The following is a 23,985-nucleotide window of genomic DNA, read 5'->3' on the forward strand; positions in this document are numbered from 1 at the left end:
ATGGAACCCTTTGTCTGTAGTCCTTCCAAACTCGATAACTCTGACGTAGTTCTTAGTTGTCGTAGGCAGCCGCTACAATATTTCGATATACCCTTCTGTTCCCTTCAGACGTATCCGTTGTCCGTCTTTTATCAGCCGGGTAGCATGTTTAAAATAACACGTGCTCCACTCCGGAAGAAACCGGCAGGTCTACAATCGCTTCGTCTGGCATATTTTCCCGTTTGTACTTGCCTGTTATGATTTCGCCGTCAGAGGTGAGAGAGAATTTCCTTTAGTCTGTATCTGTTCCTTGAGATTACCTGTTATCCTTATCTAATCTCACATTAATATTCTCCTTTAATTACTAAAAACGAGCCCCGAATGGTTCCAGCTAATATAGACTTCTGTCTAGCAAACTTAAACTTTGTTTCTAACTCCTTTGGGATCTCCATTCCTTCAGAAAGCTTAAAACCAACGGCTCGTTTCTTAGGGTCATCAACCTTATACATGACGTTTACCGCTAGACCATCCTCATAAAAGACATAGGCAAATTGGATATTTTCCACTTGAAAACGCGATGTTTCTAAAGCTTTGGCCGAAAATTCAATATCACGTTCTTTTTTCAAAATACCATTCACATAATCAAGGGTTTCTTGGCGCTCGCTAGCGGGTATAACCGTAAATTCATGCTTGTATTTATTCATAAAGTAACGAGCTTCATTAGCACGTAATCCAGCAAGCGCCTCTACTACAGGTGAAGACTCTAAACCAATCGTAGACACAGTTTTAAAATCAACGATGTAGGACATTTGCATACCTCCTTTTATCTCTTTACAACAGGAATCCACATTTCACCAAATATCAAACCGTTTCGCTGTCCCATTTCAACCGTTGCATTTGGCCCGCCCACGTAGGCGAAATTCTTAACTTTCGGCAAAACTTGACCAAAGGCAAGGCCAGCAAGCTTATTGTTCAGTTCATCAGCCGTCTTCTCTTCCCCTTTAACAACCAAATAATCCCCCTTCGGAAATTGGATCACTCTGGCTTCTTCTGGTGCCGCTGCCTCTGTCATGACGCCAGCATAATGCATCATCTTGTTATTCACCGCTTCGTTTACGGCAAAAATGTAGTCATTGGTGGCGATAGCTTTTAAAGATTCAAGTCTGCCATCTTGGCTTACGGCCTGCCAAAAGTCTGATTTTTCCTTATTTATGCCAGCATAGTCTGTGTAATCGCTCTTAAGCTCAGTTCCTAATCCTAATACGATAAAGCTGTCTTTCTGTTCAAGTGTATAATCTGCCATATTCAGAACCGCCTCTTTTTTAAATTAATCAAATGCTTGTCTTCATCACTTGATATGTATATCATAGCCTTAAATCATGTCAAAAAATGATACTGTTTAGGAGTCCCAATGAAAAAAGTTGAACGGATTAATATCATCATGCGGTATATCAACAATCGCGCCCACTTTACCATTTCCGAAATTATGCAAGAATTTAATATCTCTCGTTCGACAGCCTTTAGAGATATCAGAGAAATTGAGGCCATGGGGATGCCACTTGTCGCTGAAGTTGGAAGGGATGGGGGTTATTTTGTCATGCACAACTCTGTCCTTCCTGCTGTTCGTTTTACCGATAATGAGGTCAAAGCTCTTTTTATTGCCTTTATGGCCACAAGAAATCAACAACTCCCCTATCTAAAGAGTCGTCAGTCTTTAGCTGAAAAATTACTAGGCCTCATCTCAGAAAACCAGCAAGAGGATCTTTTTCTTTTAAATCAAATCTTGCTGTTTGAAGGCACCAACCCCCATAACCCCGACCTACTTGATCTTTCAGACCTTCCCCATCCCCTGTTAGAAAAACTGATCCAAATCCTTCTAGTGGATAGTTATTTATTGATAACTGTCGAAGAAGAGAAGGTAATCAAGTCTTATCCCATTTATCTCTTGCACCTTTATCGGGAAAAAAGCCTTTGGCTAATTGAAGGGTTTGACTTAAAGGAAGAGAAAAAGCAGATTTATCCTGTCGATCAACTCATCAATGTCATGCCCTACAGGGCGGATAAAAGATTAAGTAAGAAAAAGATTTCAGAAAAAATTAGCAAGCAGGAAGAGGTAATCAATCTAGTCCTTGAATTTGGTCCAAAAGCGATTGCCCAATTCAAAAAATACCATCCTTTAAATGTTTCAATTTCCTATACGAATCCTTACCAAACCACAGCCATTCTAAAGACTTTTATCAATGTGAATAAGCCCGAAGACTTGACCGAAACAACCAATTGGCTACTTTTTCTAGGCGGGGATATCAAGTTCAGAGAAGTGCCAGAAGAAGTCTTCGAACGTTTACAAGCGAGATTACGTTTATTTTACCCATAAGAAGTGGCCAGGTATTCCGTATTTCCGTACACCTAGAGAAAACTTTTTGCTTACTACATTGTCTTGACAGTCGCGTTAGATCGAAGTAGTATTTTAAAATACGCCTAACATCTTCAAAAGACAAAATTTTACGAAGGAGGCCACTCCATGATCGAATCACTACGAAAACTTGGTTTGTCCGATCTGGAAGCCCGCTGCTATCTGGCGCTGCATGGTCAGACGCCTTCCTCGGGCTATGAGGTCGCAAAGCAGGTGTCGATTTCGCGCTCCAACGTGTACGCCGCGCTGCGCGGCCTGGTGGAGAAGGGTGTCTGCCGCGCCGTAGAAGGCGATCCGATCACGTTCGCGGCGATCCCAATCGGGCAAGTCATCAAACTGCTTCAAGCTGATTTCGAGCGCACGGCTCACTTACTGGAGAATGAACTGACCGCCCTGCCGGAGACGCCGCCCTTCTTCAGCAATTGGAAAGGGGAGCAGCAAGTAGATTTGGCGATTCGCCGCCTCGCCGCCAATGCCAGGAACGAGATTCTGGTCGATCTTTGGGCTGAGGATTTGCATTGGGTGGAGGAACCACTGCTTACTGCCGAGCGCCGGGGCACCGCTGTTCATCTGATGGTCATCGGTGAGACACCGACGGAACTGGAGCGCGTTATCGTACATAGTGTACCGCTGGGAGGGCCGCACAAGTCGCGGAACTTCTCGATGCTGCTAGATAAGGAGACGGCGATCCTCGGCAGCTTCAGTCGGTACGCGCCGTCTTCGGCACTTGAGAGCAACCATCCGGCGGTGCTGAACATGCTGGAGACCGCGTACTTTCACGATGTTGTGATGATGCGGATCGAGGTCGATTTCGCGAAAGAGCTGGAAGTCCGTTACGGGAAGGACTATGCCCTAATTCGGCATGAGCATCCTGAGATGCAGCTGAAGAACTCCGGCCTGTGATAGACAATCGACCTGGAAATTAGAAAGGATGACTTACATTGAATGAAAAAGGATCGTCCGTACTCCATAACCGATCATTCTTACGCTTATGGATTGCACGGATTTTCTCAACCAGCGCTTTTCAAATGCTGTCCGTCACCATCGGCTGGCAGATGTATGCGCTGACCGATAGCGCCTTCCAACTTGGCCTCGTCGGCTTGGCACAATTCCTACCTATGCTGCTGCTGACGCTGCCAGCCGGGCAGACTGCGGACCGCTACGACCGGCGCACCATCGTCTATCTCTGTCAGATGATAGAGAGCGTCGTCGTTCTGCTGCTGGTTCTAGGTAGTATACAAGGCTGGCTTGGTTCGGTTCATCTGTTGGTCGCTGCTGCCCTTCTCGGCGCGTCCCGTACCTTTGAAGGTCCAGCTTCGGCAGCGCTTGTACCTGACATTGTGGAACGCGAACAGCTGCCGAAAGCGGCTGCATGGTCTGCCTCGGCGATGCAGACGGCGATGATTGTGGGCCCGTCACTCGGAGGTGTGCTCGTCATCTGGGGCATTTCCGCCGCCTACTTTGCATCGCTGGTCGCACTCCTGGTATCGACCGTGCTGATTTTCTTTGTCAAGACCGTTCATTTCGTGAAGAAACTAGATGCCGTCAACATGGATACTTTCCTCAGTGGACTGCGGTTTGTATTCGCTCGCAAAATCATTCTCGGTACCATTTCGCTCGACCTGTTCGCCGTGCTGCTTGGCGGCGCGACTGCACTGCTGCCGATCTTCGCCGAAGATATCCTGAAGACTGGTTCGCTTGGTCTCGGCCTGCTGCGCACCGCACCGGCGGTCGGCGCGATCTTCGTCTCGCTGATCCTCACCCGATTTTCGGTGGAGAGAGCTATCGGCAAGATGCTGTTTGCCTCACTTGTCGTATTCGCCTTGGCGACGATCTTGTTCGGCGTCTCCCACAACATCTGGCTATCACTCTTCGCACTGGTTCTTATCGGCGCTTCCGATGTCGTAAGTGTCGTTATCCGCTCGACACTTGTTCAGGTTAACACGCCTCAGGAGATGCAGGGCCGAGTTAACGCAGTCAATTCGCTATTCATCGGCACCTCGAACCAGCTGGGAGAATTTGAGTCCGGCACCATGGCGGGTCTGGTTGGTGCCGTGCCTGCAACCGTTATCGGCGGGCTCGGCACTCTCGCCATCTCCGTGATTTGGATGTTCTGGCTCTTCCCCGTTCTCCGGACCCAGAAGACGTATAGGGCAGAGGAAGGCTAAGTCAGGGACCGGAATATCGAGGGTTATATACATACCGAACCTAAGAGAGTCAAGGTAGTCAATAGCTTCAAAATTGAATTATTATAGGTAGTTCTAATAGATAATAAACGTAAACAATAAGGCTGCCGATTGGCAGCCTTATTGTTTGTTCTTGCAATCATTACTTCTTGTTTGTTCTCTTATGTTACCTTCTTTTGATGAGCATGCAATCAATACAGATTGGCTGCCGCCTCAGGAGTAAAGGCTTGAATGTCCTCCATCCGGCCCTCCTGGATTTTCTTTGCCCATGCTGGATCAGCCAGGAGCGCGCGTCCGACAGCCACCAGATCAAACTCTTGATTGTCCAGCCGCTTCAGCAGCTCCTCCAACCCTTGGTGGTCTGCCTCCTCTCCTTCTGCGGGATCATTATCCATGCCTACAGAACCAACGGCAATCGTTGTTTTTCCGGTAAGCTTCTTCACCCATCCGGCAAGGCCAAGCTCGGAGCCTGCAAATTCCGGGTCCCAGAATCTACGTGTCGAGACATGGAAGATGTCCACTCCTGCTTTCACCAGCACATCCAGGAATTGCTCTAGCTGCTCCGGTGTATTCACCAGTCGAGCCGTGTAATCCCCCATTTTCCACTGAGACAGCCGCATAGCAATTGGATAATTCGGTCCAACTGCAGCGCGGACGGCCTGGACAATCTCGGCTGCAAATCGGGTGCGCTTCAAGAAATCGCCGCCATAGTGATCCGTTCGCTGATTGGTTTTTTCCCAGAAGAATTGATCGATCAGTAAGCCATGGCCTGCGGAAAGCTCAATCCCATCGAAGCCAACCTGTTGTGCATTCACTGCCGCATCGGCATAGGCCTGAATGACCTTAGCAATTTCTTCTTCCGTCATCGGCTCGCTTACTTTGTTCCCCTGCATATCCAATCCAGATGGCCCAATTGACGGAGCGTCCGGGTAAGGCTGGGAACCCATGGGACGAATCATCCCCATATGCGACACTTGCGGAAAAATAACACCGCCAGCCTCATGAACCTGTCTGACCACTTCACGCCAGCCGTTCAGAGCGGCTTCGCCAAAGATACTAGGCAGTCCCGGCTCACTTGTTGCAGCCGGATGGTCAATCATGCCTACGGTGATGATGAGACCCACTCCGTTCTCTGCGCGGCGCCGGTAATAGGCGGCAGTATCCTCTCCCGGCACACCCTCGGGTGAAAAAGCACGCGCCATCGGCGACATGACAATCCGGTTAGGTATAGTTAATTGATGAACCGTATACGGTGCAAATAAGGCCTCCAGTGTATGAATTTGCTGCTGTTGTTTAGTCAAGAATAACGCCTCCTATAGTTTTGAGCGTTGGCTCCACTTGAATCTGCTTCGAACAAAAGGGCTTCGGAAGCATACGCTTTAAGGTTCAATGATTATTGTCAAAGCGGGTATGAGTGCAATAGTAACAAGCTCCAGTCTGCGCTTCAACCAACAATCTACCCAAGTTGTTGCTTAAGCAAGAAGTAGAAAAAACTGTCGCATTGGAAGATAATAATTGTTGTCTATTCAACCCATGTTTATAATAAGAAGATTATTATCTTTACTTAAAAGGAGTGTTCAAGGATGGCTGGTGTACTTCCCCCCAATCCAAACGACCCGCGTGTCATTCGGACACGTCAATTAATTCTGGACGCCTTCGTCCAGCAATTGAATAGTATGGACTTCAACTCGATAACCGTCGGTGACATTACCAAAGCAGCTACGATTAACCGTGCGACCTTCTATGCTCATTTCCCGGATAAATATGCATTATTCGAAGCTTTTTTGTTAGATGCGTTTACGAATATGGTACTTTATAAAGTCGATACGGAAGGACCCTTGACAGAGAAGACACTTCAAGAGCTTATTGTGGCATTATGCAATTATCATGAAACAAGCCACCACTGTTTTAAAAAATACGATTCAGTGGCGCTCTTACTTGAAGAGAATATCAAGCTGCATCTCGAGAAACTGATCCTTCAACTGATCTCCAGATCCGCCGCCGCTGCAGATTTGAAGTCCCTCGGAACCGCAGCCACCCTGTTAAGCTGGTCTCTATATGGAATAACCTACCGCTGGAACCTGGAGGGAAGAACAGAGTCCTCCTCCGAGCTGGCCGAACAAGTAATGCCGCTAATCACCGGAGGGTTCCACATGTTTAGTCCGCATTAGAGTTAGGACTTGAAGTATAAGGAATGTTACAGGAGGGTCTTATGTCCGAACCCATCAATCATCTGCAAAAAGAGCTTGCTGAACTCGTTGAACGTCATACCAACAGAGATGGCCCTCAGCCTACTGAAATCCCATCCCTAAGCTTCTCTCGTTATTCTCCCCCCCATCATCCCGCCGTGACCGGGCCACCCTACAGACTCTCCAACCCATTGCTCTGTATCGTTGTTCAGGGCATGAAAGATGTAATACTTGGAGAAGATTGCTTCAGCTATGGTTCTTCGAATTACCTTGTAGCCTCTATGGATTTACCGATTATCGCCGAAGTGCGGGAAGCATCCTCCGAATTTCCCAACTTGACCTGTAAAATTGAGTTTACTCCCGGTCATATTTTAGAGCTATTAACCGATGACGAGCTAAAGGTGAACTCCAGAGGCATATCAAAACGTGGGATGAAGGTTGCCGAATTGGATGTATCCATGTTAGATGCTATTGTGAGGCTTGTTCGTCTAATGGATAAACCGGCCGATATTCATGTGCTGGCCTCCGCTGTTTACAAAAGAAATTTTATACAAAGTACTACACGGTGAGCACGGAGACTCCTTAAGACAAATCGTAACGGATGGGAGTCCAACCATTCATATCAAAATGCAATTGAGCATAGCCTGCATCATTTTCAGGACTCTTTTCGCACCCAGGATCTAGCGGATCTCGCTAAGATGAGTGTTCCATCGTTCTATAGGCACTTTAAAGAAATAACCGCTATGAGCCCAGTTCAATTTCAAAAGCAACTGAGGCTTCAGGAAGCCCGGCGTCTGTTAATATCCGAGTCAGCGAACGCCGCAGATGCTGCATTTCAGGTTGGCTATGAAAGTCCGACGCAATTCAGTCGTGAGTACTCCCGGATGTTTGGCGCTCCGCCCAGAGAAGATATGAAGCGGCTTAAAGGACTTGATAAGGAAAGAGTGTGATGGGCAGTTATAGCCTATTGCGCTCTTTTTTTGAAGATAGGAAGCTTCATAGACCCCTCGTGTCGACCCGATGGTTAAAAATTCTGATCCGAAGGGGATTGCAGAAGGAGCAGCATCCGTCGGACTGAAACTTCCGATCCCGCGTGCTTCCAAATAAATTGAACAAAAAGGAGCCACAGCTCGATTTACTCGAGGTGCGGCTCCTTTGAGCACTTTAGGCAAAGAATCATCATCAAGCCAGGGAAGATCAGATATTCATTAAACTTCGCAAACGCGCCGCCGTATCCATTGAAGCCGTATAAATCATGATCTTCAGATCCGGATGGGTTGGCGGTTGCAAGGTCACATGTTGAAACTCCATCTCTCCGATACGATTATCGTACAACCGTTTGTGGCAATCGTTTACGACCTGAACATCATGCAGCGGCCAAGTCTCGCGAAACAGCTGGCTGGTCTGCATAAATTCGTCAATAAGCTCCTTAAATCTCGGATCATTAGGGAAGTGTGCGTAATCCGCACGAAAGCGTGCAATGATGACCTGTGCCTTGGCTTCCCAATCCTTATTGTTCGTGTCCGTCAAAAAAAACCTCATCCACCGAGACCCGCCTTTCCTTACCCTCAATCCAAAGTTGAAGCCGAAGAGGCGCTGCTGCAGCTTCATCGCGAACAGGGATTAGGACTGCGCATCGTACGGCTTCCCTTTGTCTATGGTGATGGAGATCCGCATATTGCTGAATTCATGCCGTTTGCCAGCAAATGGCATCCAGCCAAACGAATGCATATGGCGCACCATGCAGATGTTAGCCAAGCCCTGCTGCTCGCAGCTTCCACACCAGGTATTGATGGCCGAATTTACAATGTTGGCGACGATGCGCCGATCTCCGTTGCGGAGTTATTGCAGCTAAATAATAGCGATAGCGAAATTTCGTCAGAAGAGCAGGATTTTGATCCATGGGACATGGTCGTTGATACTACACGTATAAGAAACGAATTAAATTATCGGCCGATTTTCCCGTCGTTCTATACGGCAAGAGATGCTGGTGCACTTTAACAAATTGAGGCATCCGCTGGATCCATTGAATTATTATGGAACGTTAGCTCAATAATAGCAGCGGCAGCCTAAGACTATATTTCCTAAGTCCTAGACTGCCGCTATTTCTATATTATTGCGAAGCGAGATAGGATCAGGCAACTTTTTGCTTGTATAGTGTTAGCGTCTACTTGTGTATTCGCTTAGTTTTCCCCATTTGCAACTTCTATTCTCCGTCTCTTGAACCATTCGTTCGATTAACTCAGAGACGGTTGGAACATCTATAATTAGATTTCCTCTTCCATGGCAGCCTAAATCATCTTCAGGTGGTCATTACGAAACATGCCAATGGAAAAGTTAACACCAAAAGGTTTGTTGGTTAACACTCGTGCACGCCGGATTTCCCTCCGCAAAGACTGAACATCTGGGAGACTTATCGCCGTAACCTGTCAGAAACCACCGGTATTGGAAACAGCAGCTGCAAGTTCTGCATAAGCCAGATAAGCTAGTCCACCTTGCAGGATGGGATACTGGATCTTCAGCATATCGGTTATTATGGTATTCCAATTCATATCTAATCCTCCGATAAGGTGATCAAATCGATAACTACGCTATAGGTAAGGGATCAGTAGAACAAATGCAAGCATGATTCCACCGGCTGCATAATCCATTTGCGAAAATTTCAGGACCCTATATGAAGTGCGGCCCTTTCCGTTCCCGTAAGCCCTTGCATCAATCGTCATAGCCAGCTGCTCCGCCCGTTGAATCGTCGTTATGAGCAGCGGAACCACTAACAACATATAGGCAAATACCTGTCTATGACCTTTAGCAGACTTGATATCATACCCTCTGGCCTTTTGGGCCAGAAGAATGCGGTTCAGCTCCTGGGTAATCGTTGGGATGAACCGGATTGCAATCATTAGCATCAGTGCAAAAGCTTCTACTGGAATTCCAAAGCGGGATAACGGCTTAAACAGTTGTTCCAGACCTTTTGCCAGATCCAGCGGTTTTGTTGTCAATGTCAGTACAGAAGCAAGCGAAACAAGCAATAGAATACGCCAGACAACGAAGACTCCGCTTTCTATCCCTTCTTGGGTGACTAAGAGATGATAGACAAAGGTAAACGACAAGATGAAAAGAATCGGTTGCAATCCTCTAAAAAACTTACGAACCGGAACTCTGGACAACAGCAGTTGTCCTCCCACCAGGACAGTCGCCGCAACATATCCGCCTAAGGTTTGGAGTGTAAGGCAGCAAAGTGTAAACGCAAGGACGCTTAACAGCTTGGTTCGGGGGTCAAGCCGGTGGATCATCGAGTCTGAATTGATATACTGTCCCCAGATGATATTATCCATCATTTTCGAGACCTCTTGACTGCCAGGCTAACCTTACCTGCTGCATAATATCTTCTTCCCTACAGCTTGCAGGCTCAAGAATTCGGCCGGATAACGCCTCAATCATTCTTAGGAGCTGAATGGGCTCCGGCAAAGGCAGTCCGGCTTGCTCCATGAGCGCTGTACGCTTCAGGAAAAGTTCATTCGCATCCATATGTGCCAACAATCCCCCCTTTTTAAAGATCATCACCTCGTCCGAATAGTCGGCAACATCCTCAATCTGATGAGAGATGAACAGCACCGTCCGATTCTTCTCCCTCTGCCATGCTTTAAGCTGCTTCAGCAGCGCTGTCCGTCTTACAGGATCAAGACCGGCCGTCGGCTCATCGAGAATAAGCAATTCAGGTTCGGCAATCAACACGGAAGCGATAGCGACAAGCCGCTTAAGTCCTCCGCTAAGCTGGAACGGGTTCTGCTTGAGAAGCTCTTCGGAGAGTCCCATCCGTCCCATAACCATTTTGAGGGCTTCCTCTAATCTATCTGGTGATTCCCCCTTCATTTTGAGAGCAAAGGCCAGCTCTTTATAAACCGTCGTTTCGAAAATCTGGTGCTCTGGATACTGAAATACATAACCGATTTGCGGAACGATCTTTATTGTTCCTTTACCGTCCCTCGGCAGAGGCTGCCGATTATGTGTATATTTGCCTCTATAGAAAGGAATTAACCCCTTTATCACTTGAGCAAAGGTGGACTTTCCGGCTCCAGTTTGGCCAATGATCGAAATCCATTTCCCCTCCTGAAGGGTACAGCTTACCGCTTGTAGAATTTCTTCTCCGTTTATTCTTACACTTACGTCATTCAACTCATAGGCCATAAGCTGGTGATCGTCTCCTTCCAGTCCGCGCATAAAGGGGCGTTTAACCCGAGCGCTTGATGTAGTCTTACCGCAAAAGGAAAAGTGAGCTGATATTCGGCCATGGACACGCTGCTGAATAAGGCAGACGGTGTTCCGTCGAAAGCAATTTCTCCTTTACTTAGAAGTAGAACGCGATCAGCTGAAAGAATTTCGTCCATATGATGAGTGATATGGATGATCGTCAGACCTTGCTGGTGAAGGGTATGCATCACCTCAAGGATGTCTCTTCTCCCCTGTGGATCCAGCATGGAGGTCGCTTCATCAAAAATCATAATCGAAGGTTCCATCGCCACAACGGCCGCAATCGCAACTCGCTGTTTCTGACCGCCTGATAATTGATGCGGCATTGCTTTTGCATAATCTTCCATATTAACGGCTTGTAGTGCCTTGTTCACCCGATGGGGCATTTCATCTCTGGGTACGCGCAAATTCTCTAGTCCGAAGACAACTTCATCCAGAACAGATGTCGTGATGAATTGATCGTCAGGATTTTGAAAAACCAGTCCGACCCGCTCACGAATCTTTCCGAGATCATCAGGGTTCAGGGTATTCAAATGCTCCAGCTTTACTTGTCCTTCTCTTGGCTGCAGTAGTCCGTTCATTAACTTGGCGAGGGTGGATTTCCCGCTTCCGTTCCCACCAATGATGGAAATGAATTCGCCTTGGTGAATTTCGAAGCTAAGCTGATGGAGAACGGGATGCTCCCGCCGGTAATAATAATCAACTTGATCAAAAACAAGCATCTTCTTCATGCTCCTTCCGCTGCTTCCATAACTCGAAAAAAACTTCCGGCCCGGAAGTAACAGGAGCAGTGGGCTGTGGTTTCTGCCAAAGTGTAACCTGTCTTTCCGCAGCGGGATCAGCCACATTGGTACAGAATCCCTCCGCCCGGCACCTATCAGCCTCAGAGATCTCGATGATCATTTCATTTCACCACTCACGATCCATATGGTTTCCGGACGGGACAGCGAAGTTGCATTTCGTATGTTCGCCATGCCTTAATCCGCTTGAAACCTGCTGAACCAGCCTCATAAGCTGAGCGAACATAGATATCACCGCGCCTGCACTTTTTCGTCAATCGGGCTGATGGCTTTAAGCTGCATCGTTATGACGGCTGCAATAACGGCTTTGATGATGTCTCCCGGAAGAAAGGCGAGCGCACCGACAAGTCCGGCCCAGACCGCCGTATTCGTTATCCATGCCATGATGGTTGCGCCAATCAGATTCACCAGCAATACGCCAAAGATCAGATTGCCAACTAAAAGCTTCCATGTTTGGACCTTCGGCCAGATTGTTTCGGAATACCAGCCGATGAGCCAGGCCGCGACCGGCCAGCTGAATATGTATCCAGCAGACGGCCCAACGAGCACCGCCAGGCCACCGCGTCCGCCAGTCAGTACCGGCAAGCCAATAGCTATAAGCATGATGAAAACGACTAGACTGAGGGCGCCCATTCGTTTACCTAGAAAACATCCGGCCAGCATGACGCCAAGCGTCTGGGCAGTGATCGGAACGGGGATAAAGCCGAGGGGCAAGGGCGGAATTATGCCGAGCACCGCGATGAGAGCTGCGAATAATGCGGCATACACGAGTTCTTTTGTTTTCAAGAAAATGACCTCCATAGATAAGATGTAAGCTGAATTATAATGGAGGCAATCTCTATTGTAAACCATAATAATATTTTAAGTTCACAATCAAGATGAAATAAAACACGTAAGTTTTCCTATTGTTATATAAGCATGTTAATATATTCGAAGAGGTTTGGTCGGAAAGATATACTTTTGGAGGGTTTTGTCCATGACAGTTAAAGAACATATTCTAACCTTGCTCGATGGTAACAAAGGTGGATATATATCGGGTGAAGAAATAGCCGGACGTTTGTCCGTGACGCGCAGCGCTGTCTGGAAAGCCATAAAATCGCTGCAGATGGACGGTTATTCTATACAGGCTGTGACCAATAAAGGATATTCCCTGTCGCCCCATACGGATATTTTGTCTGCTGGTGCCATTTCAAAGTATCTGGATACACAGGGACAAAAGCTGCGTGTTGAAGTCTTTAAGACAATACCTTCAACGAACGAAGCCATAAAAACCCTGGCCTCAAATGGAGAAGCAGAAGGCAAAGTGATTCTTTCGGAGGAGCAGACAGCCGGCCGCGGAAGAAAGGGTCGGAAATTCTTTTCTCCAAGGGGAACGGGTATCTATATGAGCATCCTACTGCGTCCAAAGCTATCGGCGCTAGAATCCATCCTTCTGACGACTTCTGCCGCAGTCGCTGTTGCTCTTGCCATCGAAAGCGTATCTGGTAAAGACACACAAATAAAATGGGTTAATGACGTATTCATGGATGGGAAAAAGGTGTGCGGGATCCTTACCGAAGCTTCCATGTCACTGGAAAACGGTTGGCTTGATTATGCCGTTCTCGGCATTGGTATCAATGTGTCACTGCCAACGGGCGGCTTTCCTAACGATCTTACCGGGATTGCAACATCTGTATTTTCTGAAGGCAATCCTCATGGTGATCTCCGCAACCGGCTCGTGGCAGAAGTACTAAACCATTTTATGGGATATTATGAGCATTTAACGGATAGAATGTTTCTTTCCGAATATCGACAACGAATCATGTTACTTGGCAAACCCATAACGGTGATGAAGGATAATAAACAACGTGAGGCAACAGCCATCGATATCGATAACGATTGTCGTCTGAAAGTCAGATATGAGAATGGTGACGAGGAATATCTTTCAAGCGGAGAAGTCAGCACATAAATTTGCAGATACTCAGCCAAACCTGCAGGTCGACTAGCACTTCATAAATCAATTAGACCATAGGACTATACAACTTGTCCGAAAGCGTTTACTATTTTCAATAGTGAATTGTTAACAGAAGGAGACTTAAGAGACATGCTAGAGCCAAACCTAACCAACCAATTGAAAAAAACGCTGAAAGCAAGTATCGACAACAAGGAAATCGCCGGTGCTAACTTTATGGTGATCAAGGACGGCACCGAAGTTTTTTACCACGATGACGGCTTTGCCGACATCGAGTCGGGACGTCCTATCGCAAGAGATTCGATTTTTCGCTTATATTCCATGACAAAGCCGGTTACCTCCACTGCCGTTATGATGCTGCTTGAGCGTGGGGATATCGATTTGTTCGATCCGGTTAGCCACTATATTCCGGGGTTCAAAAACCAACTAGTTGAGAAAAATGGCGAACTGGTGCCTGTCAGCCGAGAAGTCAATATTCACGATTTGCTGAACATGACCTCGGGATTGGTATACGGCGGAACCGACAAAGCCGGGCAGCATACGGATGCACTGTTCCAAGAACTAGACAGAAGGTTGTACGGTGAGAACCCAATGAGCACCATGGAATTCGCAAACCGTCTGGGCCAAGGTCCCCTTTCATTCGAGCCGGGATCGTATTGGCAATACGGAACGTCGGCGGACATCCTGAGCGCGATTGTGGAAGCGGTTAGCGGCATGCGGTTCGGTGAATTTTTGGCGAAGGAAATATTCGGGCCGCTGGAAATGAAAGATACTGGTTTCTGGTTGCCTGAAGAAAAAAGAAACCGTCTTGCACGAATCTATCAGGATGACGGTGCAGGTGGCTTAAAGCTGTATGCGGAAAGCCATCTTGGCATCGACCATCAGATGGTTCGTGAACCGGTATTCGAGTCGGGCGGGGCGGGACTTGCGTCCACGATTGACGATTCTGCTAAATTTACGACGATGCTGATGAATGAAGGCAGCTTAAATGGCGTGAGGTTGTTGAAGCCTAGAACAGTTCGATATATGACGTCGGCTGCTTTAACAAGTCGGCAACAAGAAGGCTTCGATACGTGGCATTCCTTATGCGGCCATAGCTACGGCAACCAGATGCGTATCATGACCGACACTGGGAAAGCCGGAATCATCGGCGGCCAAGGCGAATACGGTTGGGACGGCTGGCTTGGCGCATATTTCAGCAACAGTCCGAAAGACGGCTTGACGATCCTATTTATGATCCAAAAAAGAGATGCCGGCACGATGGCGATTACGCGCAAGCTGCGCAATATCGTGTTCAGCACCTTGTAAGGAACAGAATTCTCTTTTCCACTAGTAAAACAGGGTCCAGTTCTTGTCCCAAACAAAGAATAAGAACTGGTCCTCCCCCAAAAAAAGCCACGACCCTCTCCGCCCCCAATTGCATTACCACTGAGCGTTTTCTCTGTTGGTTTCAATGACTTCAAGAAAACGGTCTGGGAAATTGGTATACACTCCATCTACACCCCAACGATAAGCTTTATCCATGTTGACTTGGTAATTCACCGTATATGGCATCACCTTGAGTCCGGAATTCTTCACTTGTGCCACATAAGCCGAAGTGATCCCCTGAAAGTTTGGACTGATTCCGACTGCGTACGATTTCAAGTCCTCTAGATAAGCTTCTGAGACTCTCACTGCGGTATAATCATTCCATACGAGTTGATATAACGGAATTGCCGGATTGATTTGATGAAACTTTCGTAAACTGGCTCCGCTGAATGAATGTATAGCCACCACATTCTCCACATCATATTTTGTAATATATTCGTTTAATAAGGTTTCAATATTATTGTTTGGAGTAGTCTCCTTGATTTCAAGGATATAGTGGATGTTTTGCCCAAAAGTGTCGAATACCTGATCTAGTGTGGGAATTGGAGTGCCTGCATATTTCTCTCTGGCAAACATCGGATACGCCTCATTGAACCATGACCCCGCATCAAACCGTTCAATCTGCTCTAAAGTCATATTTTTCACATATCCTATGCCGTTGGTTGTGCGATTAACGGTCTCATCATGAATGACGACAGGAATATGATCCTTTGTTAAGTGGATGTCGAGTTCAATATAATCCGCCTTCATTTCGATCGCCAGCTCGAAAGCAGGTATTGTGTTCTCAGGAGCATATCCGGAAGCACCGCGGTGGGCAACCGTATATACTTTTTCCGCAGGATCAATAATTTCTTTAACTTTAACCCGAATCGACGGAAAATAAGCGTACAGTGTTGAAAATAAAAAAATAAACAATAAAACATGTACTCCTATAAAATAAACTTTAGACCCATAAGTTTTCACCATTCAGTCGTCCTCATTTTTCTATATTCCTGATTGGAAGTCAGACCGTTCATCACATAGGGACGAACAATGTCTACAAGTAAATCGGTTCGATTGTCATCTCCAACCATTAACCATTCATATGCAGCGCCATAGATCGCTGAGCTTGTCATGGACGCCATGATCTTTGTTTGGTTACGGTTTTCCATATTGTAGTTATTCTCTTTCAAAAATATACATTCTATGATTTGCTGCAGCATTTTCTTTATCTTCTCATCCACAAGTGTTGCAATCGATTTGGAATCCATTCTGCATATCTGGTAAAAATCTACGATGTAGCGGTGTGTCATCAAGATCAACTCGTTACATATTTCAGCCGTAAACTCCTGCGCATTCTCTACTTGTTCAGGAATCCTCTTGTGAAAAGACTCCTCTGTAATTTCTTCCAGCAAAGTATATTTATCTTCATAATGAGTATAAAAAGTTGCACGGTTAAGGGTAGCTCTATGTGCGATATCTTTTATGGTTATTGAATCAAATCCTTTAGTCTGCAACAATTCTCTGAATGCTTTCCTAATTAGCTGTCGTGTGCGCAAAACTCTTGGATCTTCCTGATTTACCATATCAATATCCCCTTCTAAAACATCAAATAACCTAATCTGTTGTTTAAACAGCTTTCCACTCCATCTGCCGATTGTAATCATAAGAATACCGTTCTATTATTATATCGAACAGGTGTCGTTTAGACAACTTTCGACTAGTTAGCTGAAAGGAAGGATAATATTGAACTTAAGACAAACTAGACTTTTGATATTTGGGGCCGGTGTGATTGGCAGCTTGTACGCACTCAGATTTGCACAGTCGGGACTTGATGTCACATTGCTGGCCCGAGGAAAGAGACTGGATGCACTTCAAAGGAACGGACTGCAATACAACGAGAATAGAACGATAAAGCAAATATCAATCAGGACGATAGAAAAGCTTGCCAACGACGATATCTATGATTTCATCTTTGTTCCTGTACGATATGATCAGGCTGAAACTGCCCTGTCTGCGATCAAGAATAATCAGAGCAAAACAATAATCACCTTGACCAACACCATGGGTTATGACTCCTGGCTTGAAATTGTGGGTGATCGGTTACTACCAGGATTCCCAGGTGCAGGTGGAGACATCAAAGAAGACATTTTATATGCCCAATTCGGTTCCAAAACCTTCTTTGGTGAAATAAATGGCCAAACGACCGAAAGAGTGAAAGAGCTTGCCAAAATATTTAAAACAGCGGATTTGCCTTTTGAAATACAGAAAGACATTCAAGCCTTCCATGTTTCGCATGCTGCGCTCGCTGCCGTCAACAAGCATTTCTATACGAATTACGGAATGGTGGATATTGTGACAGCAAGAAGTGAAAGCATTCTAAGCAAGGTCGCCGCAGATATTAAACAAAATATTCGCTTGGTAGAACAAGCTGGAATCTCTGTAATCCCGCCCGAAACGAAGTCAATGGGAGAATGGCCTGAGCAAGATATTATAGCCCATTACCGCCAGATGCTAAGCAATGACTTTATCATTGATGTTAAGCTTGGAAATCATGCAGTTAGCGCAAAAGCAGAAATACTGTTATTGGATGAGGTGTTTCATAAAAAGCTATCTTGAGCAAAATATCAAAGTAACTGCAGAGCTTTTAGTAAGGCGTGTTCACTAGATTCGGCGCCTTCACTTGAAAAATGTGCCTCTGGAAACATTGCCGACAGATGATGGTACCCTGGATATACATGTAATTCTACCAAGACACCATCAAAAACCAGCTGTTTTGCAAATAATAAAGATTCATCTATGAATAAATCAACGGTACCTATATTAATATAAGTGGCTGGTAACCCGGCCAATGACTGTGCACGTGCAGGCACGTAATACTCACTCACGCCATCCTGACCTGGTTCAAGCCCTAATATAGATTTCCAGCCAAAATAATTACTTTGCTTTGTCCAAATAAATTCGCCTGCATAAGGATGATCTGGCGCTATACTTGTACGGTCATCAAGCATGGGTCTCAATAGTCTTAGATGATGGATGTCGAATTCCTTCTGGTCACGGATGTAAAGAGCTAACCCAGCTGCTAATCCACCGCCAGCGCTTCCACCTGCAAGGGCAACTTTCAGAGTATCTATCCCTAATTCCTCCGCATGTTCAATACACCATTTCAGGGCCGAATAGCAATCTTGTAACTGACTTGGCTGAACATGCTCAGGTGCAAGGCGATAATATACTGATACGCAACAAAAACCATGTTGAGCAGCAAGTGACGCATTACCTGGACGATCAAAAACTGGACTTCCTAATACCATCCCGCCACCGTGAATCCAATAATATAGAGGCATCTTTTTATATTTGGATTGTTTGGGCTTAATGATTTCAATTCGAATATCTGGACCACCAAAATAACTTGGCACACTCTTTTCTTCAAATGTTACAGGGAACAGCTGCGTTACATCTATATGCGGCATCATTTGTGATTGACTCTTTCGAGATTCTATTAGGGTTGTTTCGGTTAAATCGGTTGTTGGGATTAAATCAATGGCACTAATAATTTCTTGATCAATCAGATGTCTACTTCTGCTTTTTTGCTCACTCATATTTACATTCTCCCTCTTCTATTTCACAATTTTTTCTATTCCTATTCTAAAAGATGAAGTGAGCTATTAAAATGAAAACAATGATTTAGAATCATTGTTGACATAAGAAGAAACACTGATGAAGAATTCTCACCAGTGCTGCCTTTACTTTTTATGTGAATAAACAATTTTCTTAATGGTATCGATGGAGAGGAAATGTTTCTTGGCTAGTTGCTCAATACTACTAGTGCTATTAAAAGCATCTCTGATAGCCTCATTACGTTGATCCAGCAACTGTCTCCCGCCACTCAAGCTTCCCCAATTCTTATACTCTGACTCCTGTTTAGGAATATAAAGCGTCTCACCTTGAATATATTTTTGGATTTCCAGAATTAGCTCTTCAGGTAAAACATTTGCTGCATTCGTATATTTCAATTTTGCCCGCCCCTTATTTTTATTATAAAATAAGTTGCAAAGCCCAAATATTAGAAAAGTTTGTTCAGCGTTTAAATCTGTTTATCCCCACGCAAAGTAACGCTTTTCCAATTACAGGCTTTGCATGAGTGGAAGAAGTACCAGACAATCTAAAGTGATTCTCCATCTGATTAGCACCCCCTTTTCGCCTAAAAATATAACATAATCTCATTGCACAGTAAATAATAGTATCGGGACAACCAGAAGTTGCTGACATCAGATTAGTGACAATAGGATGATGCTCTTTTCCTGAATATTAGAAAACTATGATTTCAGTTTCCTTGGGCCGGTATGTCTCCAGTAAAGTTCCAAGTGGGTCAGTGGCAAACAAAATGGAACGCTCTGCACCAAGCAGAAAACGATAGCTGGTCCCATTCCGCGGATCACGGACTTCAATCGGACACTCCCAGGCATACTCGGAGACAAAGATGAAGAGGGCCCCGTTGGCATAGCCCAATTTCCGGCCATATATACCAGGTATCTCGCCTCCGATCTTCCATTCCAGTTCCGGCATAATTCCAGCAATCTCTGCTGCCATATTGTAAAAGGCAAGAAGAGGCTCTTCCCGGTCATTCAGCTCTAAAGGTAGCGGACACCAGATCAGCTTACCTCTACCAAGCGCCAAATGAACGGGAGCATCGCCAGGCCCCCGGTAACCCACATCAAAGTGATTTACGGGCAGGACATTTGCCGAAAGAGCACCATCTTCTGTTACTACCGTTATTATTTCTTTCCAGAGCTCTGCAATTCGTGTACCACTGAAGGAAACTGAGAATCTCTCCTCTCCAAGCCGCAAAAATTCCTCACGCCGCACGTTTCTCAGCTCGGTCTGACCCAGCAGCCGCTTCAGTCTACCACCTGGCCGCCAATATTCATCCAGTTGAAGAGGTCCCGTGACAACCAGGACAGAGCCCTGCTGCTCCGCAATAGCGATTAACTGTTCAAAGGCCTCATTGGCAAGACTATGCGGACTTGGGAGTAGAATCAGCTGTGCCGGATTCCGTACCAGATCGTCCAAATGATATTCGGAAGCTGCTCGAAATGGCAATCTCAATCGGTAGCCTAGCAACCGGGACAGCACTGTGGTCGCATCATAGGCCAACTTGCGGTTAGAAAAATCATTAGAGTAAGGAAAAACAATGGCGGTTTGCTCCAGTTCGCGGTCACCCATAAGATGGCTAATCCGCTGCATAAACTGTGCGAAATCCTGAAGTATACCAGCTTCCGGTTTCTGCGTGCCATCCGCACGAAGCGCACCAATATGGGATTCATTGGTGTTATTCATATAATAATTCGTATTCCATATCCATTGAATAGCTCCCGCTCCTCCAGTGGCAAAGGAATAAGCGAATTTTCGCTCCAGTAGAGCAGCCAGTTCTTCCTCGCTCCGTTTAGCGCGCCCATCGGGTGTTTCCACATACATAATTCCAACTTCCTGCGCAAGATTAGGCTTATCCGCTGTTTTGGCAAATATGCCACTCCATAGCAGGGCATCGTTCAGCCACCAGGGATGAATAGTAGTGTAATCTACAGCCTCCTGATAAAAAAACGGCGAAGGGCGCTGAGCGCCTAGTGCCTCATCCTGACCAACCGTCACGATCTGGCGCGGAGCCAGTTGCTTGATGGTCTGCACCATTTCCTTGGCCCAAGCAGCAAGCATATCCATGGAGAATAGGCAGTAATCCAGCCATGGTGAGCTGTGCTTGCTCTCCTGAATTTCAGCAATCTCAAAATTTATATGCTCTGGTTCTGGTAGCTGTACACTCCCGATAGCTGGCAAAACGCTGGCTGGCATCCCCCATACCTCCTGCAAACACTCCATATTTCCATGTCTGCGCAGCAACCATTCCTGAAATGCTTTTGCTTCATAAGGATCTTGTGCTGAACGGGGACCACTTGCAAAAATCCGCCGCGGATCAAACATCGACGGCTCGTTGATCAGATCCCAATCCACATATGAAGTAAGACGGTGACGCGAGACAATAGAGCGGATAAATCTCTTTTGCGCTTCAATGCTTCGAGGGTCCAGATAGGGGTTGCTTCCTTCCCAGGTTTCAGGTGTGAAGGAGAAGAAAGTAAAGGTGGTTTGTAATCCATGACGCTTCGCTGTCATCAGAAAAGCATCTATAGCTCTTAGCACCTCTTCGGATGCATGCCCATCTATCTGCATAATGTGGCGGTACGCCGTCCAAATACCGGTCCTGAGCCAATTCATTCCGCTTGCCGCTATGGCTTGCATATCCCGGTTCCAGAGATCGACGTTGGGCAGAAATAAAAATTTACGCGATACATCCGAAGCCATATAGGTTGTGCCTACTACTGGAAGAGTGCTGCCGTTCCGGGTAAAATAGTCTCTTCCGCACATAACGAACTCACCTTTGCATAGAAGCGCCTCATCATGACCCCAAAAGCCCTGGCGCAAGACGTGGACCTCTCCTTCTGGAGAGACTGCCCTGCAGCGTACGCTATATAACCCCGGTTTCAGCGCCAGTGGCACACGAATGCGTATCAGATTCAATTCATACGTTACTTCTGTATTCAATGACGTCGAATAGCCCGGACCTTGCCCGTCTTGAGCCTCTACCTCAAGCTCGATCTTCCATTCCTCCAGAGTCGTCCGCCCGGCACTGCCGCCAATTCGCTGAGTATGCATAGTCAGCACAGCCTGATCGTCCGTCTCATACGAGGCGTAATTAGGTTTGATCCAGAGCTCTGTTGCCCCCCTTGCAGCAAAAGCAGTCCAAGACAACAGGGCTTCTCTCCATTCCTGTTGTTCAAGAGACTTATCCTGTGGCCGGCCGGCTAGAATCCAGCGGCCTCCCTGAAACTCCCCTCTCATATGTTCCCATAACACCACGGGCGCCGAGACAGGGCTCCCCTCAGAGTTAGTTCCCATGATTAAGGATTTGATAACCGTATCCATGGGTCCGGCGGACCCCATCTGTTCAGGCAAGTCGCTTGCCCGAGTTACATGGGGGACTAGATTCCAGGCCTCGCAGTTATTCCATAACGTTTGCTGTCCAGAGCAAAACGGAAGCTCCTCGCTCGCCAGACAATCCGCCGTATATCTCCCATTCACCAGCAGCGCCTCATGGATATGAATCTGCTGGTGAAACGCCGTCTGCTCAGCCTCAATATGCCATCTCCCGTCCAGTTTTTGCACAGGTCGCTTAAATGGAGCCCCACCTATACTGACCAGTCCCCCACCTCTCCTCAAAAAAGCAAGAATAGCTATCCAGGCTGCCTTTGGGAAAAACGGTGCATGCAAGTACAACAGGCAATCTCCGCTTCCAGCCTGCTCCAAACTGGCGGCCAGCATCTCGGCATCAGCCCAAATAGACAGCGTTCCGTTTTCGCCCGGATCAGCTTGCTCAGCTAGTTGCCCAGACAATCCTTCCACGGCTTCTGGATGAAGACTACCGGGAAATGTGGGGTCATAAAAAATAATCCTTTGTGCGCTCTTCATAGAAGCCCATCCTTCATCATCCGGTACACAAGCTGCGAGAACAGGCTGTTCGACCACGCGAACCAGCTGCGGGTGAACACGGAGGGATCGTCAGCATGGAAACCTTCGTGCATGAAGCCGGTATCCGCGTCGGTATTCTCTAGGAGAGCGACCAGCTCCAGCTTTTCCTCCACAGACTGTGCAGTAATTCCCTGCATGGACAAGGCCATATGCCAGATATAGTTCTGCGGTGTATGCGGACTGCCGATGCCCTTGGCCGCTGTTCCTTCATAATAAAAGGGGTTCTCTTTGCTTAGGGCAAACCGTCTGGTGTTCTGATAGATCGGATCATCCGCCGTCACATAACCAAGGTACGGAATGGAGATCAGTCCGGGGGTTCCGGCATCATCCATCAGGCAGTAATTGCCGAAGCCATCTGTCTCGTAGGCATAGATGGATCCAAACTGGGGATGACGATAAATCCCGTACAGCTTGATCCCGGAATCGACCTCAATTTCCAGCTCTTTCAGCTCGGCCTGCAAGTTCGTATCACGGAATATCCACTCTGCAAATTCCTGCATCTGCCGCAAGGCTACAACGGCAAACATATTACCGGGAATGTTGTAGTGGAAATCGCAGGCATCATCGCTGGGACGGAATCCGGACCAGATCATTCCTGTATAGTTCACTGGCATGCCAAGTCCACTATTGCGCAGCGAGTCCCCAGGAATGCCATTATTGCGAGTGAAGCGGTAAGGCGACTGCTCAAAGTGATGCTGCTCTCTTTTGAACAGATCCATAATGATGCGCAGTGCAGATTTGAATTCGGCATCGAAGAAATCGGTAACTCCGGTTTCCTGCCAGTAGGTATACGCCAGCCGCACAACAAAGCACAGGGAATCAATTTCGAACTTACGCTCCCAGACCCAAGGGGAAATCTCGGTGATATCCGTGGCGTTCCAGTGCCAATCATTAGCCGATTCATTAAAGGCATTGGCGTAAGGATCAATATGGATGTACTGAATATGGCGTTTGATCAGTCCGCTGATGATACGCTTAAGATCAAGGTCATTGTTGGCTATGGGTACATAATGAATGATCTGTTCTACCGAATCTCGTAGCCAGGAAGCCGGAATGTCGCCGGTAATCACAAAGGTGGTACCATCATCCATCAGCTTCGTAGTCGTCGCAAGCGTATTGGGATAACAGTTCCTGAACAGCTGCAACAGCTTTGGACGGTGAGCCAGCTTCTCTTCAGCTTCGGCCAGTACCTCCTGTACAGCTTGAGGCAGCACCAGTTTCGGCAGCGGAACTTTAGGTAATCTGAATTGTTCCAAGGAAGGTACACTCCTTCTATTTCTCGAAGAAACGG

The 23,985-nt window shown here is 46.7% G+C and carries 24 protein-coding genes and 3 pseudogenes; 10 read left to right on the forward strand and 17 right to left on the reverse strand.

Translation table 11 applies throughout. The features are described from left to right. Nucleotides 1-72: 72 nt before the first annotated feature. From H1230_RS17395 to H1230_RS17405, 3 genes and pseudogenes are all read right to left on the reverse strand, one after another. Nucleotides 73-259, reverse strand: a pseudogene (locus tag H1230_RS17395) (hypothetical protein); the annotation flags it as partial. A gap of 64 nt (nt 260-323) precedes the next feature. Continuing rightward, entirely contained in the window at nt 324-788 is a 465-nt protein-coding gene (locus H1230_RS17400; RefSeq protein ID WP_239711086.1) for a phage tail protein, read from the reverse strand. Between the two features lie 14 nt (nt 789-802). After that, complete coding sequence (locus H1230_RS17405; protein ID WP_239711087.1) at nt 803-1,282, reverse strand: GyrI-like domain-containing protein; 480 nt, start codon at nt 1,280-1,282, stop codon at nt 803-805. A 108-nt stretch (nt 1,283-1,390) separates the two neighbouring features. Between H1230_RS17405 and H1230_RS17410 the strand changes: the two genes are divergently transcribed. The 3 genes from H1230_RS17410 (at nt 1,391) to H1230_RS17420 (ending at nt 4,560) form a co-directional block, all read left to right on the forward strand. Then, on the forward strand, nt 1,391-2,353 hold the full coding sequence (locus tag H1230_RS17410) for a helix-turn-helix transcriptional regulator (RefSeq protein WP_239711089.1): 963 nt from the start codon (nt 1,391-1,393) through the stop codon (nt 2,351-2,353). 147 nt (nt 2,354-2,500) lie between these two features. Continuing rightward, entirely contained in the window at nt 2,501-3,295 is a 795-nt protein-coding gene (locus H1230_RS17415) for a TrmB family transcriptional regulator (protein ID WP_239711091.1), read from the forward strand. Between the two features lie 38 nt (nt 3,296-3,333). Continuing rightward, nucleotides 3,334-4,560, forward strand: coding sequence for an MFS transporter (locus tag H1230_RS17420; RefSeq protein WP_239711093.1), 1,227 nt, complete (start codon nt 3,334-3,336; stop codon nt 4,558-4,560). A 209-nt stretch (nt 4,561-4,769) separates the two neighbouring features. Here H1230_RS17420 and H1230_RS17425 read toward each other — a convergent pair whose 3' ends face one another. Continuing rightward, nucleotides 4,770-5,879: an NADH:flavin oxidoreductase gene (locus H1230_RS17425; protein WP_239711095.1), complete on the reverse strand. Its 1,110-nt coding sequence runs from the start codon at nt 5,877-5,879 to the stop codon at nt 4,770-4,772. A gap of 282 nt (nt 5,880-6,161) precedes the next feature. On the opposite strand from H1230_RS17425, the gene H1230_RS17430 reads away from it, so the two are divergent. The 3 genes from H1230_RS17430 (at nt 6,162) to H1230_RS31540 (ending at nt 7,717) form a co-directional block, all read left to right on the forward strand. Then, nucleotides 6,162-6,749: a TetR/AcrR family transcriptional regulator gene (locus tag H1230_RS17430; protein WP_239711098.1), complete on the forward strand. Its 588-nt coding sequence runs from the start codon at nt 6,162-6,164 to the stop codon at nt 6,747-6,749. A gap of 41 nt (nt 6,750-6,790) precedes the next feature. After that, entirely contained in the window at nt 6,791-7,336 is a 546-nt protein-coding gene (locus tag H1230_RS31535) for an AraC family transcriptional regulator (RefSeq protein ID WP_345773354.1), read from the forward strand. 75 nt (nt 7,337-7,411) lie between these two features. Then, a complete protein-coding gene (locus H1230_RS31540) occupies nt 7,412-7,717 on the forward strand; it encodes a helix-turn-helix domain-containing protein (RefSeq protein WP_345773440.1) in 306 nt (101 codons plus the stop codon). 247 nt (nt 7,718-7,964) lie between these two features. On the opposite strand, the pseudogene H1230_RS17440 reads toward H1230_RS31540, so the two are convergent. Beyond that, nucleotides 7,965-8,219, reverse strand: a pseudogene (locus tag H1230_RS17440) (MmyB family transcriptional regulator); the annotation flags it as partial. On the opposite strand from H1230_RS17440, the gene H1230_RS17445 reads away from it, so the two are divergent. Next, nucleotides 8,109-8,768 carry an NAD-dependent epimerase/dehydratase family protein gene (locus tag H1230_RS17445; protein ID WP_239717388.1) on the forward strand — a complete coding sequence of 220 codons (660 nt, stop codon included), beginning with the start codon at nt 8,109-8,111 and terminating at the stop codon, nt 8,766-8,768. The pseudogene H1230_RS17440 and the gene H1230_RS17445 sit on opposite strands and share 111 nt — an antisense overlap. Before the next feature lie 323 nt (nt 8,769-9,091). Here H1230_RS17445 and H1230_RS17450 read toward each other — a convergent pair. From H1230_RS17450 to H1230_RS17475, 6 genes and pseudogenes are all read right to left on the reverse strand, one after another. Then, nucleotides 9,092-9,319: pseudogene (locus H1230_RS17450) on the reverse strand (nitronate monooxygenase); the annotation flags it as partial. Between the two features lie 39 nt (nt 9,320-9,358). Continuing rightward, nucleotides 9,359-10,105: an energy-coupling factor transporter transmembrane component T family protein gene (locus tag H1230_RS17455; protein ID WP_239711101.1), complete on the reverse strand. Its 747-nt coding sequence runs from the start codon at nt 10,103-10,105 to the stop codon at nt 9,359-9,361. After that, complete coding sequence (locus tag H1230_RS17460; protein WP_239711104.1) at nt 10,095-10,955, reverse strand: ATP-binding cassette domain-containing protein; 861 nt, start codon at nt 10,953-10,955, stop codon at nt 10,095-10,097. The genes H1230_RS17455 and H1230_RS17460 overlap by 11 nt, the downstream gene beginning before the upstream one ends. After that, complete coding sequence (locus H1230_RS17465; RefSeq protein WP_239711106.1) at nt 10,940-11,749, reverse strand: energy-coupling factor transporter ATPase; 810 nt, start codon at nt 11,747-11,749, stop codon at nt 10,940-10,942. The genes H1230_RS17460 and H1230_RS17465 overlap by 16 nt, the downstream gene beginning before the upstream one ends. Then, complete coding sequence (locus H1230_RS17470) at nt 11,727-11,921, reverse strand: hypothetical protein (protein WP_239711109.1); 195 nt, start codon at nt 11,919-11,921, stop codon at nt 11,727-11,729. The genes H1230_RS17465 and H1230_RS17470 overlap by 23 nt, the downstream gene beginning before the upstream one ends. 128 nt (nt 11,922-12,049) lie before the next feature. Then, on the reverse strand, nt 12,050-12,604 hold the full coding sequence (locus H1230_RS17475) for a biotin transporter BioY (protein WP_239711112.1): 555 nt from the start codon (nt 12,602-12,604) through the stop codon (nt 12,050-12,052). Nucleotides 12,605-12,794: 190 nt separating this feature from the next. Here H1230_RS17475 and H1230_RS17480 point away from each other — a divergent pair, with 190 nt between their 5' ends. Together H1230_RS17480 and H1230_RS17485 are read left to right on the forward strand one after the other, a co-directional pair. After that, on the forward strand, nt 12,795-13,766 hold the full coding sequence (locus H1230_RS17480; protein WP_239711115.1) for a biotin--[acetyl-CoA-carboxylase] ligase: 972 nt from the start codon (nt 12,795-12,797) through the stop codon (nt 13,764-13,766). Nucleotides 13,767-13,901: 135 nt separating this feature from the next. Beyond that, nucleotides 13,902-15,077, forward strand: coding sequence for a serine hydrolase domain-containing protein (locus tag H1230_RS17485; protein ID WP_239711118.1), 1,176 nt, complete (start codon nt 13,902-13,904; stop codon nt 15,075-15,077). Between the two features lie 114 nt (nt 15,078-15,191). Here the strand turns inward: H1230_RS17485 and H1230_RS17490 are convergent, their stop codons facing one another. Both H1230_RS17490 and H1230_RS17495 read right to left on the reverse strand, forming a co-directional pair. Next, nucleotides 15,192-16,052: a glycerophosphodiester phosphodiesterase family protein gene (locus tag H1230_RS17490; protein ID WP_239711119.1), complete on the reverse strand. Its 861-nt coding sequence runs from the start codon at nt 16,050-16,052 to the stop codon at nt 15,192-15,194. Nucleotides 16,053-16,096: 44 nt separating this feature from the next. Further along, entirely contained in the window at nt 16,097-16,783 is a 687-nt protein-coding gene (locus H1230_RS17495) for a TetR/AcrR family transcriptional regulator (RefSeq protein WP_239711122.1), read from the reverse strand. Between the two features lie 79 nt (nt 16,784-16,862). On the opposite strand from H1230_RS17495, the gene H1230_RS17500 reads away from it, so the two are divergent. Beyond that, complete coding sequence (locus H1230_RS17500; RefSeq protein WP_239711124.1) at nt 16,863-17,735, forward strand: ketopantoate reductase family protein; 873 nt, start codon at nt 16,863-16,865, stop codon at nt 17,733-17,735. Nucleotides 17,736-17,743: 8 nt separating this feature from the next. On the opposite strand, the gene H1230_RS17505 is transcribed toward H1230_RS17500, so the two are convergent. From H1230_RS17505 to H1230_RS17520, 4 genes are all read right to left on the reverse strand, one after another. Beyond that, entirely contained in the window at nt 17,744-18,715 is a 972-nt protein-coding gene (locus H1230_RS17505) for an alpha/beta hydrolase fold domain-containing protein (RefSeq protein ID WP_239711126.1), read from the reverse strand. A 144-nt stretch (nt 18,716-18,859) separates the two neighbouring features. Beyond that, entirely contained in the window at nt 18,860-19,129 is a 270-nt protein-coding gene (locus tag H1230_RS17510) for a CD3324 family protein (RefSeq protein ID WP_239711129.1), read from the reverse strand. A 295-nt stretch (nt 19,130-19,424) separates the two neighbouring features. Continuing rightward, the gene (locus H1230_RS17515; protein WP_239711133.1) at nt 19,425-22,634 is read right to left on the reverse strand and encodes a beta-galactosidase; all 3,210 of its coding nucleotides are present in this window, start codon (nt 22,632-22,634) and stop codon (nt 19,425-19,427) included. Further along, nucleotides 22,631-23,950: a glycoside hydrolase family 125 protein gene (locus H1230_RS17520; RefSeq protein WP_239711135.1), complete on the reverse strand. Its 1,320-nt coding sequence runs from the start codon at nt 23,948-23,950 to the stop codon at nt 22,631-22,633. The genes H1230_RS17515 and H1230_RS17520 overlap by 4 nt, the downstream gene beginning before the upstream one ends. Nucleotides 23,951-23,985 lie beyond the last annotated feature (35 nt).

Source organism: Paenibacillus sp. 19GGS1-52 (genome assembly GCF_022369515.1).
Taxonomy (GTDB): Bacteria; Bacillota; Bacilli; order Paenibacillales; family Paenibacillaceae; genus Paenibacillus_AQ.